This is a genomic window from Stenotrophomonas sp. CC22-02 (assembly GCF_004365115.1).
Classification (GTDB): domain Bacteria; phylum Pseudomonadota; class Gammaproteobacteria; order Xanthomonadales; family Xanthomonadaceae; genus Stenotrophomonas; species Stenotrophomonas forensis.
In genome coordinates this window covers 1,016,337-1,033,679 of record NZ_SOCO01000001.1, presented here as the reverse complement: position 1 = coordinate 1,033,679, position 17,343 = coordinate 1,016,337, and the positions used below count along the sequence as shown (strand labels likewise).

Here is a 17,343-nt window from a genome sequence, read left to right as displayed (position 1 = left end):
CCCTGCGGGTGGCTGGTCGGAGAGTTATCTGGGGTTCCCTACCGCTTGGCTGAAGGCAGCCATAACGGTTAACACTAGATTAACACGCTACGCCATCAATGTGACGGTTGTGCGACAAACGGCACCGGATCGCAACGCAATCGTGACGGGTTCTTCACTCCGTCTTTCCCCGGGACTCACTCGCCGGGGAATGCTCCACTGGCATCGAGAATCTGGCCCCGCCAGGCCTGACCGGCCAGGGACAGCAGGGTCACGGCGGCCGCGGCCGCCTGCCCAGGCCCCTGAGCCGCCGGATCCTGGTCAACCGAATAGGCACGGGCACGCAGCGCCGTGCGCAGCGGCCCCGGGTACAGGCCACTGACCCGCACCGGGCTGCGGCCGAGTTCGTCGTGCAGGCTGGTGATCAGGCCACGCAGGCCATGCTGGGCCACGCCATAGCCGCCCCAGTAGGCCTGCCCGACCCGCTCCGGCGCATCGACCGCAAACACCAGGGCGGCATCCTCACGTTGCCGCAGCAGCGGCAGGCAGGCCTGGGCCAGCCACGCCGGGGCGGTCAGGGTGACGTGCACCGCGCGGGCGAAACTGGCCGGATCGGCCAGCTCGAACGGGGTCAATCCGGGAAAGTGCGCGGCGCAGACCAGCAGCCCGTCCAGCCGCCCCAGCTCACGCTGGAGCGCCTGGGCCAGCTCGGCATAGTCGTCCGGGCCTGCCCCTTCCATGTCCAACGGGTACAGCAGCGGTTCCGCGCCAACGGCCTGGACCTGGGCATAGACCCGGTCCAACCGGCGCGGCTTGCGCCCGAGCAGCACCACCGTGGCGCCGGCCGCCGCGGCCGCCACCGCCGCTGCACTTCCCAGCCCACCGCCGGCGCCGGCAACCAGCACCACGCGATCCTGCAACGGGCGGCCATCGAGCGCCCCGTCGGTCGGTGACGTCGATGGCCAGGCACTCATCCCTGGGTCGCCTCTTCGACGATGCGCTTGAGCTCGCCGGATTCGAACAATTCCAGAACGATGTCGCAGCCGCCGATCAGTTCACCGTTGATGAACAGCTGCGGGAAGGTCGGCAGGTTGGAGAAGCGCGGCAGGTTGGCGCGGATCTCGGGCTCCTCGAGCACATTGACGGTGCGCAGGGTGGCAGCGCCGGCCGCCATCAATGCCTGTACGGCGCGACTGGAGAAGCCGCACATCGGGTACTGCGGGGTGCCCTTCATGAACAGCACGAGCGGGTAACGATCGACCTCGGCCTGGATTTGCTGCATCACCGCCACAACCACACTCCTTGCTTCGCCGGACAAACCGACCGCGGTGGTCGGCTAGACTGCCCACGGTAGCCGCCATTGTAAGCGGATGGAACCGGCTGCCGCCGCCCCTCTGGCCACGAACCTGTCCATGCCCGTCGAATTGCCCGCCCTGCCCTACCTTTCCGGCTCCCTGCAGCCGCATCTGTCCGCACAGACCGTGGAACTGCACCACGGCCGCCACCACCGCGCCTATGTCGATGCGGTCAACGCCGGCATCCTGGGCACCGAGTGGGAAGACGCGTCACTGGAAGAGATCGTCCGCCACGCCCAGGGCAAGTTGTTCGATGCCGCCGCCCAGGCCTGGAACCACGGCTTCTACTGGCAGTGCCTGCGCCCGCGCGGCGGCGGCGAGCCGCAGGGCCGGGTGGGCGAACTGGTCAAGCGCCAGTTCGGCGATGTCCAGCGACTGCGCGAGGAATTCAACCGCACCGCGCTGGGCCTGTTCGGTTCCGGCTGGGTGTGGCTGGTGCAGCACCCGGGCGGGCAGCTGGGCATCCAGGCCACCCGCAATGCCGGCACCCCGCTGACCGGCGACAGCACGCCGCTGCTTTGCTGCGACGTCTGGGAGCACGCCTACTACACCGACTACCAGAACGACCGTGCGCGTTACCTGGACGCGTTCTGGCAGATGGTCAACTGGGAATTCGCCGAGAGCCAGCTGCGCTGAGCCGGCTGTTCGACCGCGGGTAGTGCCGGCCGCTGGCCGGCAATCCCACAGGCGCTCATGAGGTGCCGAATCTGCCGGCCAGCGGCCGGCACTACCGGGAAACCGAGCGTGGCACTACGCGCTCTCGTGCGCGGCCACCGCGTCCATCACCCGTGCCGAATACACCAGCGCGGCGCCGGCATTGAGCGACACAGCCACGCCCAACGCTTCGGCGATCTCCTCGCGGTTGGCACCGTGCTTCAGCGCAGCATCCACGTGCACGGTGATGCAGCCATCGCAGCGGGTGGTGACCGCCACTGCCAGTGCGATCAGCTCGCGGGTCTTGGCATCAAGGTGGTTGGTCTGGGCGCCCGCATTGGACAGCGTGGCATAGCCCTTCACCGTATCCGGCGAGAGCTTGCCGATCTCGCCGATGCGGCCCTTCAGTTCCTTGCGGTAGGCATTCCAGTCAAGCATGGTCGTGACTCCTGGGAAAGGAGCTCCACGCTATCACCGGGAACGTTGCGCCGATGCTTGCACCGGCGCGCCACACCGTTGCATTGCCGGCCAGCGGCCGGCACTACCGGGCTCAGCGATTGCGCAGGGCGTGCACGGCCGGCGCCACCTGGGCCTGGCGACCCAGCTCCAGGCCGACCTGGTCCAACGCGTCGGCCAGTGCCGCGGCATCGTCATCGCGCAGCGTGGCATGACCGACCTTGCGGCCCTCACGTGGCTCCTTGCCGTAGTCGTGCCAATGGCCACTGGCCTGGCCCAGTACCGGCGCCGGGTCCGGCATCGTGCCCAGCCAGTTCAGCATGCAGGCATGCCCAAGCATGCGGGTGCTGCCCAGCGGCAGGCCCAGCACGGCGCGCAGATGGTTCTCGAACTGCGAGGTCTCGCTGCCTTCGATGGTCCAGTGGCCGGAGTTGTGCACGCGCGGCGCCATCTCGTTGGCCAGCAGCTCGCCGTCGCGGCAGAACAGTTCCAGCGCGAACACGCCCACGTACTGCAGGTGCTCGGCAACGCGACGGGCATAGCCGATCGCGGCCTGCTGCTCGGCGTCGGACAGCACGGCCGGCGCCACGCTGGCCGACAGCACGCCGTCGACATGCCAGTTGCCGGTGATCGGCCAGGCCTCGAAGCTGCCATCGCGGCCACGCACGGCGACCACGCTGACCTCGCGCTGGAAGGCCACGAAGCCTTCCAGGATCAGGCCCGTGCGTTCGACCTGCGCACCCAGTGCGTCCCACGCGGCGTCGATGTCGGCTTCGCTGCGCAGGCGGAACTGGCCCTTGCCGTCATAGCCGAGGCGGCGGGTCTTGAGAATGCACGGCAGGCCGAATTCGGCCGCCTTCGCGGCCAGCTCGTCGCGGCTGCGGATGTCGGCGAAGGCCGGCAGCGGGATGCCCAGCTGCTGGAACAGGGTCTTCTCGCTCAGCCGGTCCTGGGCCACGGCCAGCGCGGCCGGCGGCGGGTAGACCGGCACGCGGTCGGCCAGGAACTGTGCACTGTCGGCAGGCACGTTCTCGAAATCGAAGGTGACCACATCCACCTTCGCCGCGAAGTCCGCCAGCGCCTGGCGGTCATCGAAGGCGCCGACCGTCAGGGGCGCCAGCGGGCCACTGCAGGCGTCGGCCGCCGGATCGTACAGTTCGAAGCGCAGTCCCAGCGGCGCACCGGCCAGGACCATCATGCGGGCGAGCTGGCCGCCGCCCAGGATGCCGACGGTCAGGCTCATTGGCGCGGGTCGTCGTGGGCCATCACGTCTTCGGTCTGGCGCGCACGGAAGGCGTCGAGCGCCTGCCCGATCGCCGGCTGGTCGCTGGCCAGCATCGCTGCAGCGAACAGCGCGGCATTGGAGGCGCCGGCATTGCCGATGGCGAAGGTGGCGACCGGGATGCCGGCCGGCATCTGCACGATCGACAGCAGCGAATCCATGCCGTTGAGGGCCTTGGACTGCACCGGCACGCCCAGCACCGGCACGGCGGTCTTGGCGGCGATCATGCCCGGCAGGTGCGCGGCCCCGCCGGCACCGGCGATGATCGCGCGCAGGCCACGCGGGCCCGCCTGCTCGGCGTAACTGAACAACACATCCGGCGTCCGATGCGCGGACACCACCTTCACTTCGAACGGAACACCCAGGGCTTCAAGCTTCTGGGCGGCGTGCTGCATGGTTTCCCAGTCGGAACGGGAACCCATGACGATGCCGACAAGCGGCGCGATCGGGTTGGGGGTCATTGGCCGTCACCTGCCTTAAAGACGTATTCTAGCCGTCTTCCACGCAAGACGAAGAACCATGGATCGCAAGCTGCTCGACCTGCTGGTGTCGCCGGACACCCGCCAGCCCCTGTCCCTGCTGGATGGCAAGGGCCTGGAAGCCCTCAACAAGGCCATTTCCGCCGGCGCGGTGAACAAGGCCGATGGCAACCCGCTGGCGCAGCCGCTGCGCGAAGCGCTGGTCACCCGCGACCGCAAGCAGGTGTTCCGCGTCGACGACGGCATCCCGGTGCTGCTGGCCGAGGAAGCCATCCCGACCGCCCAGATCGCCGACTTCCCGGCCGCATGAGCGTGCTACCGACGCCGGATGCGGCCGTTGTCGCCGCCGATGTCGCGCGTGCGCTGGCCGAGGATCTGGGCAGCGGTGACGTCACCGCCGCCCTGCTGCCCGACCAGGCCGACAGTGCCTACCTGCTGTGCAAGCAGGACGGGGTGATTGCCGGCCGCCCCTGGTTCGACGCCACCCACCGTGCGCTCGACCCGGACGTGCGCATCGAATGGCAGGTTTCCGAAGGCGACGCGGTCACCGCAGGCACCGTGCTGGCCCTGCTGTACGGGCGCAGCCGCAGCCTGGTCAGTGCCGAACGCACCTCGCTGAATTTCCTGCAGACGCTGTCCGGCACCGCCACCACAACCGCCCGCTATGTGGCCGCCGTGGCAGGTACCGGCACGCGCATCCTCGACACCCGCAAGACCCTGCCCGGGCTGCGCCTGGCGCAGAAGTACGCCGTGCGCTGCGGCGGCGGCGAGAACCACCGCTTCGGCCTGTACGACACAGTGATGCTGAAGGAAAACCACATCCGCGCCGCCGGTTCGCTGGCCGCCGCGGTCGCCGGGGCGCGCCGGCAGTGGCCCGCGCTGCCACTGGTGGTCGAGGTGGAGGATCTGGCGCAGCTGCGCGAGGCGCTGGAGGCGGGGTGCGAACGCATCCTGCTGGATGACTTCAGCCCGGACCTGCGCCGCGAAGCGGTGCGCATCACCGCCGGCCGCATTCCGCTGGAAGTCTCCGGCAGCGTCGGCCTGGGCGGCCTGCGCTCGATCGCCGAGGATGGCGTGGACTGCATTTCCATCGGCGGCCTGACCAAGCATGTGCAGGCCATCGATCTGTCGTTGAAGCTGGGCCCGCCGCCGGGTTGAGGTGACGGTTGCGTAGTGCCGGCCAGCGGCCGGCACTCCCGCTCTCACACCCTGCGTTCACGACGGCACTGCGACGCTGCGGCAATCCCCCACAGGAGCCGCGCATGCGCCGGATGCTCTTGCCTGCCTGCCTTCTGCTCGCGGCCGCCCCCTTTTCCGCAGCGGCTGCGGAGGCCTGTGACGTACCTCCCCGTTACGGCCTGAGCCCGTTGGCAGTGGCCATCCGCAACACCGCCTGCAACGAACACCGGCTGTGGTTCCGGCCTTTCATCGATCGCGATGGCCGCGCTGCCAGCCTGAGCGTCACCGAGGCCGAGAGCGAGCATCTTGCCGACAACGGCCTGATCGCCTGGCAGCGCGTGGCCGGCTATTGGCGCGACAGCGGCACGCTCAATGCAATGGGCAGCATCGCGGGCGCCAGCAGCTGCCTGGCGCCGCTGGGCACGCGCTACACCGACAGCGATTGCCGCGCCTTCCTGGTCGACAACCCCTGGTCGGCCGCCTTCATTTCCTGGGTGATGGTGCGTGCCGGCGTACCCGGCTTCAACACCTCGCCGCGCCACATCGACTACATCCGTGCCGCCTACCAGGCCGGCCCCTCCGGTGTGCCCTATCGGCTGGTCGATCCCGCGGCCGCAAAGCCCGCGCCGGGCGATCTGCTGTGCTTCCTGCGCGACCGCAGCACCACGCTGAGCTACAGCGGACTGGTGCAGGCGCTGGGCAATGGCTCGGTGGGCCACTGGAAATCACATTGCGAAGTGGTGGTGGCGGCCAACCTCGGTGGCGACCAGACCCTGTATCTGGTGGGCGGCAATGTGATGAATACCGTGGCGATGCGGCTGCTGCCGCTGGACCGCACCGGGCTGATCCAGCTGCCGCCGGCACGCGAACGCAGCAGCACCGGCATCGACCCCAGCTGCACACCGGGCCGCGAAGACGAATGCAGCTTCAACCGCCAGGACTGGGCAGCACTGCTGCAGCTGACCGCCACATCACCCCTGGTGATGCCCTCGCCCACTGCGACGCCGATGCAGACCGCGCCGGCGCCGCAACCGGCCATCGTGCCCGCGCAGCCAGTGTCCAGCGAACCGCAGCCGAGACGGTGACTGCAACGCTTGATCCAGCGCGCGTTCGCCGCCATCTTTGCCGGATCGACCTCTGACCGCTGACGCCATGCCCACCCTGCTGCTGTTGCTGATTGCCGGCGGAATCATCTATTTCTTCTGGAACGCCGCCCGTTCGGCCGCCGAGCGCGCGGTCGAGCTGGGCCGCAATGCCTGCCGCGCCGCCGACGTGCAATGGCTGGACCAGGCGGTGCACGCCACCGGCCTGCGCCTGTCGCGCGGCGAGGATGGCCGGCTCGGTTTCGAGCGCACCTTCAAGTTCGAGTATTCCTATGACGGCATCGATCGCCACGTGGGCCGCATGGTGCTGCGCGGCGACCAGCTGATCTCGTTTACCGGCCCCGGTGCGGCGCGGATCAGCCAGATCCGGCCGGATGTGGACGATACCGAGGATGTGTAAGGTTCAAAGGCGTGCCGACCAACGGTCGGCACCCACCCTTACTTGACCACGCGCAGGTTCGGGCGCCCCTTGGGCGGCGGGCTGGCCGGCGGCGTATCGTCCGGCGGCGTACCTTCGTCATGCAGCAGTTCATCGCTGGTCGACGCGGTCTCGTTGCCCGGGATGTCGTCCGGCAGCGCCATGCCCTGCCCGGTCTCGCGGGCGTAGACGGCCAGCACGGCGCTGATCGGCACCTGCACCGGATAGCTGGTGCCGGAGAAACGCGCCGAGAAGCTCACCATCTCGTTGTCGATCATCAACCGGACGACGGCACGTTCGGCGATGTTGAGCACCACCCGGCCATCCTTGACCGCCGAAGGCGGGACCTGCACGCCGGGGACGCCGGCGTCGACCAGGATGTGCGGGGTCAGCTGGTTGTCGTTGATCCATTCCACCAGCGCCCGCAGCAGGTACGGGCGGTGGCTGGTCATGTGGAAGAAGTCTTCGGTCATGCGTGAAGTGTACGCGCCCGGCGCCCCGCCGGGGCGGATCGCCTGCACACCGGTCGGCGTGCAGACGGGTAAGGCCTGGCCGGATCAGACCGGCAGATCGCGCAGCTTCTTTTCCTGCTCGGTCAGGCTGCGGACGAAACCCGGGTGGCGGAAAATACGGTTGCCGTAGTCCTCGATCGCCTTGCCGTCCTTCGGCAGCGGCACGTCCAGTGACTGCAGGCGCCAGATGATCGGTGCCATCGCGCAGTCGGCCAGGCTCATTTCCGGATTGAGGAAGAACTTGCTGGCCTTGAACAGCGGCAACGACGCAGTCAGCAGTTCCTTCAGGCGCTTGCGACCGGCCTCGGCCTGGGTCTTGTTGCCCAGCTGGATGGCCTGCACCTGCGGCACCCAGTCGTGCTCGATGCGCAGCATGGCCAGGCGGATGCGTGCGCGCGAGAGCGGATCGACCGGCATCAGCGGCGGATGCGGGTAGCGCTCGTCCAGGTATTCGCTGACCACCGACGCGGCATACAGCACCAGTTCGCGCTCGACCAGGGTTGGCACCGAGTGGTACGGATTGAGGTCGATCAGGTCTTCAGGCGGGTTCTGCGGATCGACCGGAACGAAGTCGAAGGTGACCCCCTTGGCCGCCAGGACCAGGCGTACACGGTGGCACAGCACATCGTCGTTCGAGGAAAACAGCGTCAGTGTATTGCGCATGCGTACGCTCGCCGCCATCAAAGGCTCTCCTACGACAGGAGACCGCCTGCCGCATCGGCGCCGCCAGCACCGTGCCAGCGGTCGACTCCTCCCCGAGTGTGCAACCGACCATCACAAAAGCCAATAGGCCCGTGCGATGGCCGGCCGCAGAATCAGTGAACGTCCTTCCAGTATTCCTTCTTCAGCAGATACAGCAGGAAGGTCAACAGGGCCAGGAACAGGATCACCCACACGCCCAGCTGCTGCCGCTTGAGCGCGGCCGGCTCGCCGGCATATTCGAGGAAGTTGGTGATGTCCCGCACCGCCTGGTCGTACTGGCCGGCATCGACCGAACCTGGCGTTTCGAGCTTGAGCCCGGTCACCGGCGGGTCCATGCCCGGCGCTTCGGGCTTGCCGTGCACGGCGTGCTGCAGGCCCTGCATCTCCCACAGCGGGTTGGGCATGGACGCGTTGGCAAACAGCGCGTTGTTCCAGCCCAGTGGCCGGCTGCTGTCCAGGTAGAACGACTTGAGGTAGGTGTAGACCCAGTCACTGCCCCGCACCCGCGAGATCAGGCTGAGGTCCGGCGGCATCTTGCCGAACCATTTCTCGGCATTCTCCTTGGGCATCGCCACCGGAATCGGGTCGCCGATCGCCGAGCCGGTGAAGTTGAGGTTGTTCATCACCTCTTCCTCGGTCAGGCCCAGGTCCTGCGCCATCCGCGAATAGCGCAGGTACTTCAGCGCGTGGCAGCCGGAGCAGTAGTTCATGTACAGCTGCGCGCCGCGCTGCAGCGATGCGCGGTCACCGAGGTCGTTGCCGGCCTGCAGCAGCTTGGTGCCGCCTTCGGCGGCGGAGGCCAGGAAACTGCCCAGCATCAGGGTGGCCGCAAGGGCCAGCCGGACCATCCAGCGCTCAGTCATGCGTGGTCACCCTCTCCGGTACCGGCTTGGTCTTGTCCAACCTTGTCCATAGCGGCATGGTGATGAAGAACGCGAAGTACAGGAAGGTCAGCACCCGCCCGATGTAGGTTTCGTGCACGTCGGTGCCGGGGCCGGAACCGATCACGCCCAGCCACACGAAGCACACCGCCAGCACGCCCAGCATCACCTTCGAGATCCAGCCGCGGTAGCGCACGGACTTCACCCGCGCCTTGTCCAGCCACGGCACCAGGAACAGGATCGCGATGGCCGAGAACATCACCAGCACGCCGCCCAGCTTGTTCGGCACCACGCGCAACATCGCGTAGTACGGGGTGTAGTACCAGACCGGCTTGATGTGTTCCGGGGTGACCAGGCGGTTGGCCTCGGTGAAGTTGTCGTGCTCCAGGAACAGGCCGCCGAAACCGGGCGCGAAGAAGATGATGAAGGCAGCGATGATCAGCAGGAAGCCGGCGCCGACGCCATCCTTGAGCGTGTAGTACGGGTGGAACGGAATGCCGTCGGCCGGGGCCTTCGGCGACCAGCGGTTGCCCTTCGGGCCCTTCTTGATCTCCACGCCATCGGGGTTGTTCGAGCCCACTTCGTGCAGCGCGCCCAGGTGCAGCACCACCAGCAGCAGCAGCACCAGCGGCAGGGCGATGACGTGCAGCGCGAAGAAGCGGTTGAGCGTGGCGTCGCTGGGCAGGTAGTCGCCCATGATCCATTCGGTCAGGCCGTTGCCGATCACCGGTATCGCGCCGAACAGCGAGATGATCACCTTGGCGCCCCAGAACGACATCTGCCCCCATGGCAGCACGTAGCCCATGAAGGCTTCGGCCATCAGCACCAGGTAGATCAGCATGCCGAGGATCCACACCAGCTCGCGCGGCTTCTGGTAACTGCCGTACAGCAGGCCGCGGAACATGTGCAGGTAGACCACGATGAAGAACAGCGAGGCGCCAGTGGAGTGCATGTAGCGGATCAGCCAGCCCCACTCCACGTCACGCATGATGTATTCGATGGAGCCGAACGCCTCGGCGGCGTTGGTCTTGTAGTGCATCGTCAGGAAGATGCCGGTGACGATCTGGTTGACCAGCACCAGCAACGCCAGCGAACCGAAGTAGTACCAGATGTTGAAGTTCTTCGGCGCGTAGTACTCGCTGACGTGCTTGCGGTACACCGGCATCAGGCCCGGCGCGCGGGCGTTGACCCAGTCGGCGACGCCGCTGGCGGTACGGGCGAGGATATTGGCCATCAGGCTGCCCCCTGCGGATCGACACCGATGATGATGGTGTTGTCGTCCTGGTAGTGGTGCGCGGGCACCTTCAGGTTGATCGGTGCCGGCACGTCCTTGAAGACGCGGCCGGACATGTCGAAGCGCGACTTGTGGCAGGGGCAGAAATACCCCCCCTTCCACTGCGGGTCGTAGGGCTCGGGCCGGATTTCGGCGACCATTTCAGGCGAGCAGCCCAGGTGCGTGCACAGGCCGACCAGCACCGAGATGTCCGGCTTGATCGAGCGCAGCTCGGGATTCTGCTTCAGCACGTAGTCCGGCTGCTGGTCCTTCTCGCCGGACTCGGGGTCCTTGAGGCGGCCGTCGAGCCCGTGCAGCGCATCCAGGATCGCCTTGGACCGCTTGACGATCCAGATCGGCTGGCCGCGCCATTCCACGATCAGGCGCTGGCCTTCCTGCAGGGCGCTGATGTCGGCCACCACCGGTGCGCCGGCAAGCTTGGCGCGGGCACTGGGGTTCCAGGACTTGATGAAAGGAACTGCGGTGAATCCGACGCCGACGGCGCCCACCACGGCTGTGGTGGCAGAAAGAAAACGCCGACGTCCGGTGTTGACTGGATCGTGTACCCCATCGTTGGCCATCCGGCACTCCGATATTGATTAGGTAGCTTTAAGGCTGCCAGCGGATCCGGTGGGGGCCAGAGCCGCATTGAATCTTGGACGAGTGTAGCGGAACCGTCGCGCGCCACACAACGCACTGCAACAACATTGATTGCGGGGTTGCCGGCCAGCGGCCGGCACTACCCATGCAAAGGCGTGCCGACCAACGGTCGGCACCTACTGGTGACTCAGGGCACTGCGGTAGCGGTCCGCCAGCTGGCCGACCCGGCGCACGTAGTACTGGGTCTCGCTGTACGGCGGCACGCCACCATGACGGTCGACCGCGCCCTCGCCCGCGTTGTAGCCGGCCGCAGCGAGAGTCAGGTCACCATTGAAGCGCTTCAACAGCCACGCAAGGTACTGCACGCCGCCGCGGATGTTCTGTCCGGCGTCGTAGGAATCGCTGACGCCGAAGCGGGCGGCGGTCGGTGGCATCAGCTGCATCAGGCCCTGCGCACCGGCACGGCTGAGCGCGGTCGGGTTGTAGGCGGATTCGGCGTGGATGATCGCGCGCACTACGGCCTCCTCAACACCGAACTCGCGCGCTGCCGAGGTGATCTCGCCCTGGAACGCCGTGGTGTTCAGGCGCACCGTGCCGAAGTCCACGCGCGGATTGACCCCACAGGCGTAGCAGCGCTCCATGAAGCTGTAGCGGATGGTGCGCACCGGGCCGAGGTTGGCCACCTGGGTCGGCCGCGCACTGGTGTAGTGGCGCACGCCGTCCTTCATGAAGGAATAGACCTGGCCGCTGACCATGCGTCCAGCGCGCGAGGCGGTTGCCGCCGCGGGCACGGAAGCAGGTGCGGGTGCAGCCACTGCAGGCGTCGCAGCGCTGGCCGCCACGGCCACCGGATTGCGCTCGATGCTGGCCACAGTGGTGGCTGGCGCGGGTTTCGGCGCGGCCACCACCGGGCGCGACACCGGGCGGGTATCGCGGCTGTAGCTGATGGCGCTGCAGCGGGCCCCAGCCACGCGTTTGCTGACGTAACTGGTGACGCCGTCGGCGCCCTGGCACTTGTACAGGGTTCCGGCGCTGGCCGGCGCAGCGGTCAGCGCAGCGATGATGATCGCCGTTGTCCCCAGTATCCCCTTCATGGCGGCGAGTGTCCCAGCTTCGCCGGGGCTTGCCAAGCGACGTGGCTCAGGCTGTGACCGGCGGCACAGCCAGCAGCTGGCCCAGGCCCGCCAGGCGCTGAGCCAGTTCGTCGCGCAGCTCCGGAGGCGTGGTCCACAGCGCTACCGGCACGCGGTCCAGGCTGAGGATCTGCGCCAGCATCATGCCGCGGCTCTCGGCCCCCATCCGCAGCAGGCAATGGTCGGTGCCATCGGCCTCCAGTACCCCGCACCACGGCGGAATCCGGCCTTCCAGCTCGGAATGGCTGCCGGCCAGGCGCAGGATGGCCTGCAGCGCGAACGGCGCCTGGCTGACGGCCTGCCGCACCATCACATCCGGCGGCGCCGGGGTGCGCCGATGCAGGCCCGGCTCGGTGCATTCGCGCACCGCGCCCATCCGGTCCACGCGCAGGGTGCGCCAGTCCTGGCGGCCCAGATCCCAGGCCAGCAGGTACCAGCGGCGGCCATAGTTGACCAGATGCTGGGCGTCGACCTCACGCTGGGTGACTGCGTCCTGCGCACTGCGGTACTCGAAGGCCAGCCGCGAGGCCTGCCGGCAGTGCTGGGCCAGCCGTCCGAGCAGGCGCGCATCGGTGGCCGGCAGGTCCGACAGCGTGGCGGTGGCGGCATGCACTTCGCCGGCCTGCTGGCGGCGACGGGTCGGCACCAGCGGATCGAGCTTGGACAACAGGCCACGGGCGGTGTCGTCGATGCCGGCGACGGTCGCCGAGGCCGCGCGCAGGGCAATGGCCAGGGTGGTCGCTTCCTCTTCGTCCAGCAGCATCGGCAGTACCGGCGCACCGGCCCCCAGCTGGTAGCCGCCGCCAACTCCGGCCGAGGCCTGCACCGGGTAGCCCAGTTCGCGCAGGCGCTCGATGTCGCGGCGGATGCTGCGCCGGTCCACGCCCATGCGTTCGGCCAGCTCGGCCCCCGACCACTGGCGGCGGGCCTGCAGCAGGGCGATCAGGCGCAGCAGTCGATGGGCGGTATGGCGCATGAAGGATCGAGGACAGAATTCGTCCGCAATAGTGCCCCAGGATGGCCTCCAGTTCACCACCCACCGCAAGGAGCAATGCCATGACCTCACGCCAGATCACCCTGTACCACGCCGCCCGTTCACGCTCGAGCGGCGCCGTGGCCCTGCTCGAAGCGCTGGGTGCCGACTACCGCATGCAGGTGCTGGACCTGAAGGCCGGCGCCAACCTGGCCCCGGCCTACCTGGCCATCAACCCGATGGGCAAGGTGCCGGCCATCGTCCACAACGGTGCGCTGGTGACCGAACAGGTGGCGATCTACCTGTACCTGGCCGACCTGTACCCGGAAGCGGGGCTGGCACCGCCGATCGGTGACGCCCTGCGCGGGCCCTACCTGCGCTGGATGGCCTTCTACGGTGCCTGCTTCGAGCCGGCGATGATCGACAAGGCGATGCACCGCGAGCCGCCGCCGCGCCTGATGTCGCCGTACAACGACGCCGAGACCGTGCTGCAGGTGATCGAGGCCCAGCTGGCGCAGGGACCGTACCTGCTGGGCGAGACGATGAGCGCCGCCGACGTGCTGTGGGGCAATGCGCTGGCCTGGACCAGCGCCTTCGGCCTGGTGCAGCCGGCGCCGGCCACGGCCGCCTACATCGAACGGATCAGCGCGATGACGGCGTTCGACCGCTCGCGGCAGATCGACGCGGAGCTGGCGGCGGCGTAATCGCGCCGCGCCACCGCCGGGGCCGACCCGCCACCGGCGGACGGCGGGAGGGCCGGGATGCGGGTAGAATTGCCCGCTTTCCCGCCACCCGAATGGATTAAGCGCCATGACCGGGACGCCAGACGTCTTTCCGCCCGCCCCCGGCGGTACCCCGCTCGTTGCCCTGCCCGCCGGTCCGCGCAAGCCCGACCAGGTGAAAGGCAAGCTGTACATCAAGACCCACGGTTGCCAGATGAACGAGTACGACTCGGCCAAGATGGCCGACGTGCTTGCCGCCAGCGATGGCCTGGAGCTGACCGACAGTCCCGATGACGCCGACGTCATCCTGGTCAACACCTGCTCCATCCGCGAGAAGGCGCAGGAAAAGGTGTTCAGCCAGCTGGGCGTGTGGAAGGGCCTGAAGAACAAGGGCCGCGAGGTCATCATCGGCGTGGGCGGCTGCGTCGCCTCACAGGAAGGCGAGGCGATCATCAAGCGCGCGCCGTTCGTGGACCTGGTGTTCGGCCCGCAGACCCTGCACCGCCTGCCGGAACTGATCCGTGCCCGCCGCGAGCAGAAGCGCCCGCAGGTGGACATCAGCTTCCCCGAAATCGAAAAGTTCGACCGCCTGCCGGAACCGCGCGCCGAGGGCGCCTCGGCCTTCGTGTCGATCATGGAAGGTTGTTCCAAGTACTGCTCGTTCTGCGTGGTGCCCTACACCCGCGGCACCGAAGTCAGCCGTCCGTTCGAGGACGTGGTGGTGGAAGTGGCGCAGCTGGCCGCGCAGGGCGTGCGCGAGATCAACCTGCTCGGGCAGAACGTCAACGCCTATCGCGGCCCGTATGGCGATGGCGAATTCGCCGACCTCGGCCTGCTGATCCGCACCATCGCCGAGATCGACGGCGTCGGCCGCATCCGCTTCACCACGTCGCACCCGCTGGAGTTCAGCGATTCGCTGATCGACGCGTTCCGCGACGTGCCGCAGCTGGCCAACTTCCTGCACCTGCCAGTGCAGGCTGGCAGCGACCGTGTGCTGTCAGCGATGAAGCGTGGCTACACCGCGCTGGAATTCAAGTCGAAGATCCGCAAGCTGCGCGCCGTGCGCCCGGATATCTCGATCAGTTCGGACTTCATCGTCGGCTTCCCCGGCGAGACCGATGCCGATTTCGAGAAGACCATGAAACTGATCGAGGACATCGGCTTCGACCACAGCTTCTCCTTCATCTACTCGCGCCGCCCGGGCACGCCAGCCGCCGACCTGGAGGACACGATCAGCGATGCGGAGAAGCACGCGCGCCTGTCGCGCCTGCAGGAGCGCATCAATGCGCACGCCGCCGGCATCTCCGAGAAGATGGTCGGCACCGTGCAGACCGTGCTGGTGGAAGGCCCCTCGCGCAAGAACCCGAACGAGCTGACCGGCAAGACCGAGAACATGCGTTCGGTGAATTTCCCGGCGCCGGCGCGGTTGATCGGCCAGTTCGTGGACGTGGTGATCACCGAGGCGCTGACCAATTCGCTGCGCGCGCGGGTGGTGGCGGAATAAGGCGTGCCGACCAACGGTCGGCACCCACCGAGAGAGATGCGCCGGCCAACGGTCGGCACCCGCCGGGGTAGATGCCGACCGTGGGTCGGCATTCCCTAATCCAGACGCTTGCGGAAGCGCAGGATCGCCAGCGTCATCATCACCACGATGAAGGCCAGCAGCGCCAGCGCCTCCGGCCACAGTTCCCACAGCGAGGCGCCGCGCAGCATGATGCCGCGCACCAGGCGCAGGAAGTGCGTCAGCGGCAGCACTTCGGCCAGCCATTGCACCGGCCGTGGCATGCCGGCGAACGGGAACATGAAACCCGACAGCAGGATCGACGGCAGGAACAGGAACAGCGTCATCTGCATGGCCTGGAACTGCGAGCGTGCGCGCGTGGAAATCAGCAGGCCCAGCGCCAGGTTGGCCAGCACCAGCAGCACCGCGGCCAGGTAGATGTCCAGCAGGCTGCCGCGGATCGGCACCTGGAACAGCCAGGTGCCCAGCAGCAATACCAGCGTGGTCTGCAGCAGGCCAATCGCCGCGTACGGCAACACCTTGCCGACCATCAGCTCGCTGCGCGACACCGGCGTGGCGATCAGCAGCTCCATGTTGCCGCGCTCGCGTTCGCGCACCACCGCCACCGCCGTGAACATCACCAGGGTCATGGTCAGGATCACCCCGATCAGGCCCGGCACGATGTTCACTGCCGAGCGCCGCTGCGGGTTGTAGAAACTGATCACGCTGACCGGACCACTGCTGATGCTGCCCTCGCGCAGTGGCCGTGTATTGCTTGTGAGGCGCGTATCCAGCGGCACCTGCGCCAGCTGGATCGCCGCGCTCTGCACCACCGTATCACTGCCGTCGACCAGCACCTGCACCGCTTCACGGCCGTCGAAGCGACGGCGCTCGAAATCCGCCGGCACCACGATGCCGACACTGATCTCGCCACGGCGCAGCGCCTGCATCAGCTGATCCGGTGAATAGGACTGGCTGCGCGGCGTGATCACACCGGTGGCGACCATGTCCTGCACCAGCGCGCGCGAGGCCGCGCTGTTGGCCTGGTCGGCGACACCGGCATCAAGGTGGCGCAGGTTGAGGTTGATCGCATAGCCGAACAACAACAACTGCATGACCGGAATGCCGACGATCATCGCCAGCGTGATGCGGTCGCGGCGCAGTTGCCGCAGTTCCTTGAGCATGATCGCCCACAGCCGGCGCAGGTTCATTCCGCCGGCTCCCGGCCACGGCCACGGGTGGCGGCCACGAAGACGTCTTCCAGGTTCGGCGCCACCGCCTCGATGCGCGCCTGCGGGTCGGCATGGGCCAATGCGCGCTGCAGCGCCGCCGTGTCGCCCGCGTCTTCACTGCACAGCACGCGCAGCTGGGTGCCGATCTGCGCCACGCTCAGCACGCCGGGCAGTTCGGACAACGCGCGGCTGGCCTGGCGCGGCTGTGAGGAGGTGACCTGCAGCGTGCGGCCCTGCAGCCGTGCGCACAGTTCGGCCGGCGTGCCATCGGCCACCAGCGCGCCCCGATCAAGGATCGCCAGCCGATGGCAGCGTTCGGCCTCATCCATGTAGTGGGTCGACACCAGCACGGTGGTACCGGCGTCGGCCAGTTCGAACAAGGCCTCCCAGAAATCGCGGCGCGATTCCGGGTCGACCGCGCTGGTCGGCTCGTCCAGGAACAGCAGTTCGGGCGAATGCACCACGGCGCCGGCCAGGGCCAGGCGCTGCTTCTGGCCGCCGCTGAGCGTACCCGCCAGTTGCGGCTGGCGATCCTGCAGCCGGTATTGCTGCAGCAGCGTATCGACCCGCTGCCGGGCCTGGGCACGCGGCAGGTCCTGGATCGCAGCGAGGAACTCCAGGTTCTCGCGCACCGACAGGTCTTCGTACAACGAAAACCGCTGGGTCATGTAACCGATGCGGCGGCGCAGCGCTTCGGCCTGTTCGGGCACCGCCAGGCCCAGCACCTCGATCTGCCCGGCACTCGGCTCCAGCAGGCCACACAGCATGCGGATGGTGGTCGACTTGCCCGAACCGTTCGGGCCAAGGAAGCCGTAGACCTGGCCCCGCGGCACGGTCAGATCCACGTTGTCCACGGCCAGCAGGTCGCCGAAGCGGCGGGTCAGGCCCTGTGCGTGCACCGCGATGTCT

At 67.9% G+C, this 17,343-nt stretch carries 21 protein-coding genes; 7 read left to right on the top strand and 14 right to left on the bottom strand.

The genetic code is table 11. The annotated features are described in order from the left end of the window. Positions 1-176: 176 nt before the first annotated feature. Positions 177-953 carry an SDR family NAD(P)-dependent oxidoreductase gene (locus N440_RS04890; RefSeq protein ID WP_133934275.1) on the bottom strand — a complete coding sequence of 259 codons (777 nt, stop codon included), beginning with the start codon at positions 951-953 and terminating at the stop codon, positions 177-179. After that, positions 950-1,270 carry a Grx4 family monothiol glutaredoxin gene (gene grxD, locus N440_RS04885; RefSeq protein ID WP_006429513.1) on the bottom strand — a complete coding sequence of 107 codons (321 nt, stop codon included), beginning with the start codon at positions 1,268-1,270 and terminating at the stop codon, positions 950-952. Before grxD ends, N440_RS04890 begins: the two co-directional genes overlap by 4 nt. A gap of 121 nt (positions 1,271-1,391) precedes the next feature. Here grxD and N440_RS04880 point away from each other — a divergent pair, with 121 nt between their 5' ends. Continuing rightward, positions 1,392-1,970, top strand: coding sequence for a superoxide dismutase (locus N440_RS04880; protein WP_133934274.1), 579 nt, complete (start codon positions 1,392-1,394; stop codon positions 1,968-1,970). Positions 1,971-2,084: 114 nt separating this feature from the next. Here the strand turns inward: N440_RS04880 and N440_RS04875 are convergent, their stop codons facing one another. The 3 genes from N440_RS04875 to purE all read right to left on the bottom strand — a co-directional run bounded on the left by N440_RS04875 (position 2,085) and on the right by purE (position 4,187). Then, a complete protein-coding gene (locus N440_RS04875; protein WP_006429504.1) occupies positions 2,085-2,426 on the bottom strand; it encodes a carboxymuconolactone decarboxylase family protein in 342 nt (113 codons plus the stop codon). 112 nt (positions 2,427-2,538) lie between these two features. Continuing rightward, a complete protein-coding gene (locus N440_RS04870) occupies positions 2,539-3,687 on the bottom strand; it encodes a 5-(carboxyamino)imidazole ribonucleotide synthase (protein WP_133934273.1) in 1,149 nt (382 codons plus the stop codon). Next, positions 3,684-4,187 (bottom strand): 5-(carboxyamino)imidazole ribonucleotide mutase, encoded by a 504-nt coding sequence (purE, locus tag N440_RS04865; protein WP_005412808.1) that lies wholly within the window; start codon positions 4,185-4,187, stop codon positions 3,684-3,686. Before purE ends, N440_RS04870 begins: the two co-directional genes overlap by 4 nt. 58 nt (positions 4,188-4,245) lie before the next feature. Here purE and N440_RS04860 point away from each other — a divergent pair, with 58 nt between their 5' ends. The 4 genes from N440_RS04860 to N440_RS04845 all read left to right on the top strand — a co-directional run bounded on the left by N440_RS04860 (position 4,246) and on the right by N440_RS04845 (position 6,887). Further along, the gene (locus N440_RS04860; RefSeq protein WP_005408847.1) at positions 4,246-4,515 is read left to right on the top strand and encodes a Trm112 family protein; all 270 of its coding nucleotides are present in this window, start codon (positions 4,246-4,248) and stop codon (positions 4,513-4,515) included. After that, a complete protein-coding gene (nadC, locus tag N440_RS04855; protein ID WP_133934272.1) occupies positions 4,512-5,363 on the top strand; it encodes a carboxylating nicotinate-nucleotide diphosphorylase in 852 nt (283 codons plus the stop codon). Before N440_RS04860 ends, nadC begins: the two co-directional genes overlap by 4 nt. Before the next feature lie 104 nt (positions 5,364-5,467). Then, on the top strand, positions 5,468-6,469 hold the full coding sequence (locus N440_RS04850) for a DUF2272 domain-containing protein (protein ID WP_133934271.1): 1,002 nt from the start codon (positions 5,468-5,470) through the stop codon (positions 6,467-6,469). Positions 6,470-6,536: 67 nt separating this feature from the next. Beyond that, positions 6,537-6,887: a DUF3301 domain-containing protein gene (locus N440_RS04845; protein ID WP_133934270.1), complete on the top strand. Its 351-nt coding sequence runs from the start codon at positions 6,537-6,539 to the stop codon at positions 6,885-6,887. A 38-nt stretch (positions 6,888-6,925) separates the two neighbouring features. Here the strand turns inward: N440_RS04845 and N440_RS04840 are convergent, their stop codons facing one another. From N440_RS04840 to N440_RS04810, 7 genes are all read right to left on the bottom strand, one after another. Then, positions 6,926-7,378: a ClpXP protease specificity-enhancing factor gene (locus tag N440_RS04840; RefSeq protein WP_133934269.1), complete on the bottom strand. Its 453-nt coding sequence runs from the start codon at positions 7,376-7,378 to the stop codon at positions 6,926-6,928. 84 nt (positions 7,379-7,462) lie between these two features. Continuing rightward, a complete protein-coding gene (locus N440_RS04835; protein ID WP_005415948.1) occupies positions 7,463-8,098 on the bottom strand; it encodes a glutathione S-transferase N-terminal domain-containing protein in 636 nt (211 codons plus the stop codon). 134 nt (positions 8,099-8,232) lie between these two features. After that, a complete protein-coding gene (locus N440_RS04830; RefSeq protein WP_006429453.1) occupies positions 8,233-8,982 on the bottom strand; it encodes a cytochrome c1 in 750 nt (249 codons plus the stop codon). Further along, the gene (locus N440_RS04825; RefSeq protein WP_133934268.1) at positions 8,975-10,234 is read right to left on the bottom strand and encodes a cytochrome bc complex cytochrome b subunit; all 1,260 of its coding nucleotides are present in this window, start codon (positions 10,232-10,234) and stop codon (positions 8,975-8,977) included. The genes N440_RS04830 and N440_RS04825 overlap by 8 nt, the downstream gene beginning before the upstream one ends. After that, positions 10,234-10,854 (bottom strand): ubiquinol-cytochrome c reductase iron-sulfur subunit, encoded by a 621-nt coding sequence (gene petA, locus N440_RS04820; protein WP_004151998.1) that lies wholly within the window; start codon positions 10,852-10,854, stop codon positions 10,234-10,236. Before petA ends, N440_RS04825 begins: the two co-directional genes overlap by 1 nt. A 195-nt stretch (positions 10,855-11,049) precedes the next feature. Continuing rightward, complete coding sequence (locus N440_RS04815; RefSeq protein ID WP_133934267.1) at positions 11,050-11,967, bottom strand: lytic transglycosylase domain-containing protein; 918 nt, start codon at positions 11,965-11,967, stop codon at positions 11,050-11,052. A gap of 46 nt (positions 11,968-12,013) precedes the next feature. Then, the gene (locus N440_RS04810; RefSeq protein ID WP_049456550.1) at positions 12,014-12,982 is read right to left on the bottom strand and encodes a YafY family protein; all 969 of its coding nucleotides are present in this window, start codon (positions 12,980-12,982) and stop codon (positions 12,014-12,016) included. 80 nt (positions 12,983-13,062) lie between these two features. Here N440_RS04810 and N440_RS04805 point away from each other — a divergent pair, with 80 nt between their 5' ends. Together N440_RS04805 and miaB are read left to right on the top strand one after the other, a co-directional pair. Next, the gene (locus N440_RS04805) at positions 13,063-13,683 is read left to right on the top strand and encodes a glutathione S-transferase family protein (protein ID WP_008264796.1); all 621 of its coding nucleotides are present in this window, start codon (positions 13,063-13,065) and stop codon (positions 13,681-13,683) included. 106 nt (positions 13,684-13,789) lie between these two features. Beyond that, positions 13,790-15,205, top strand: coding sequence for a tRNA (N6-isopentenyl adenosine(37)-C2)-methylthiotransferase MiaB (gene miaB, locus N440_RS04800; RefSeq protein WP_040008215.1), 1,416 nt, complete (start codon positions 13,790-13,792; stop codon positions 15,203-15,205). 95 nt (positions 15,206-15,300) lie between these two features. Here miaB and N440_RS04795 read toward each other — a convergent pair whose 3' ends face one another. Both N440_RS04795 and N440_RS04790 read right to left on the bottom strand, forming a co-directional pair. Beyond that, positions 15,301-16,413, bottom strand: coding sequence for an ABC transporter permease (locus tag N440_RS04795; RefSeq protein ID WP_133934266.1), 1,113 nt, complete (start codon positions 16,411-16,413; stop codon positions 15,301-15,303). Then, positions 16,410-17,333 (bottom strand): ABC transporter ATP-binding protein, encoded by a 924-nt coding sequence (locus tag N440_RS04790; RefSeq protein ID WP_133934265.1) that lies wholly within the window; start codon positions 17,331-17,333, stop codon positions 16,410-16,412. The genes N440_RS04795 and N440_RS04790 overlap by 4 nt, the downstream gene beginning before the upstream one ends. Positions 17,334-17,343 lie beyond the last annotated feature (10 nt).

Excerpts from the sequence above, each read along its gene's own strand:
- N440_RS04890 (WP_133934275.1), bottom strand. The coding sequence starts at position 953 with ATGAGTGCCTGGCCATCGACGTCACCGACCGACGGGGCGCTCGATGGC.
- N440_RS04880 (WP_133934274.1), top strand. The coding sequence starts at position 1,392 with ATGCCCGTCGAATTGCCCGCCCTGCCCTACCTTTCCGGCTCCCTGCAG.
- N440_RS04875 (WP_006429504.1), bottom strand. The coding sequence starts at position 2,426 with ATGCTTGACTGGAATGCCTACCGCAAGGAACTGAAGGGCCGCATCGGC.
- N440_RS04870 (WP_133934273.1), bottom strand. The coding sequence starts at position 3,687 with ATGAGCCTGACCGTCGGCATCCTGGGCGGCGGCCAGCTCGCCCGCATG.
- purE (WP_005412808.1), bottom strand. The coding sequence starts at position 4,187 with ATGACCCCCAACCCGATCGCGCCGCTTGTCGGCATCGTCATGGGTTCC.
- N440_RS04860 (WP_005408847.1), top strand. The coding sequence starts at position 4,246 with ATGGATCGCAAGCTGCTCGACCTGCTGGTGTCGCCGGACACCCGCCAG.
- nadC (WP_133934272.1), top strand. The coding sequence starts at position 4,512 with ATGAGCGTGCTACCGACGCCGGATGCGGCCGTTGTCGCCGCCGATGTC.
- N440_RS04850 (WP_133934271.1), top strand. The coding sequence starts at position 5,468 with ATGCGCCGGATGCTCTTGCCTGCCTGCCTTCTGCTCGCGGCCGCCCCC.
- N440_RS04845 (WP_133934270.1), top strand. The coding sequence starts at position 6,537 with ATGCCCACCCTGCTGCTGTTGCTGATTGCCGGCGGAATCATCTATTTC.
- N440_RS04840 (WP_133934269.1), bottom strand. The coding sequence starts at position 7,378 with ATGACCGAAGACTTCTTCCACATGACCAGCCACCGCCCGTACCTGCTG.
- N440_RS04835 (WP_005415948.1), bottom strand. The coding sequence starts at position 8,098 with ATGGCGGCGAGCGTACGCATGCGCAATACACTGACGCTGTTTTCCTCG.
- N440_RS04830 (WP_006429453.1), bottom strand. The coding sequence starts at position 8,982 with ATGACTGAGCGCTGGATGGTCCGGCTGGCCCTTGCGGCCACCCTGATG.
- N440_RS04825 (WP_133934268.1), bottom strand. The coding sequence starts at position 10,234 with ATGGCCAATATCCTCGCCCGTACCGCCAGCGGCGTCGCCGACTGGGTC.
- petA (WP_004151998.1), bottom strand. The coding sequence starts at position 10,854 with ATGGCCAACGATGGGGTACACGATCCAGTCAACACCGGACGTCGGCGT.
- N440_RS04815 (WP_133934267.1), bottom strand. The coding sequence starts at position 11,967 with ATGAAGGGGATACTGGGGACAACGGCGATCATCATCGCTGCGCTGACC.
- N440_RS04810 (WP_049456550.1), bottom strand. The coding sequence starts at position 12,982 with ATGCGCCATACCGCCCATCGACTGCTGCGCCTGATCGCCCTGCTGCAG.
- N440_RS04805 (WP_008264796.1), top strand. The coding sequence starts at position 13,063 with ATGACCTCACGCCAGATCACCCTGTACCACGCCGCCCGTTCACGCTCG.
- miaB (WP_040008215.1), top strand. The coding sequence starts at position 13,790 with ATGACCGGGACGCCAGACGTCTTTCCGCCCGCCCCCGGCGGTACCCCG.
- N440_RS04795 (WP_133934266.1), bottom strand. The coding sequence starts at position 16,413 with ATGAACCTGCGCCGGCTGTGGGCGATCATGCTCAAGGAACTGCGGCAA.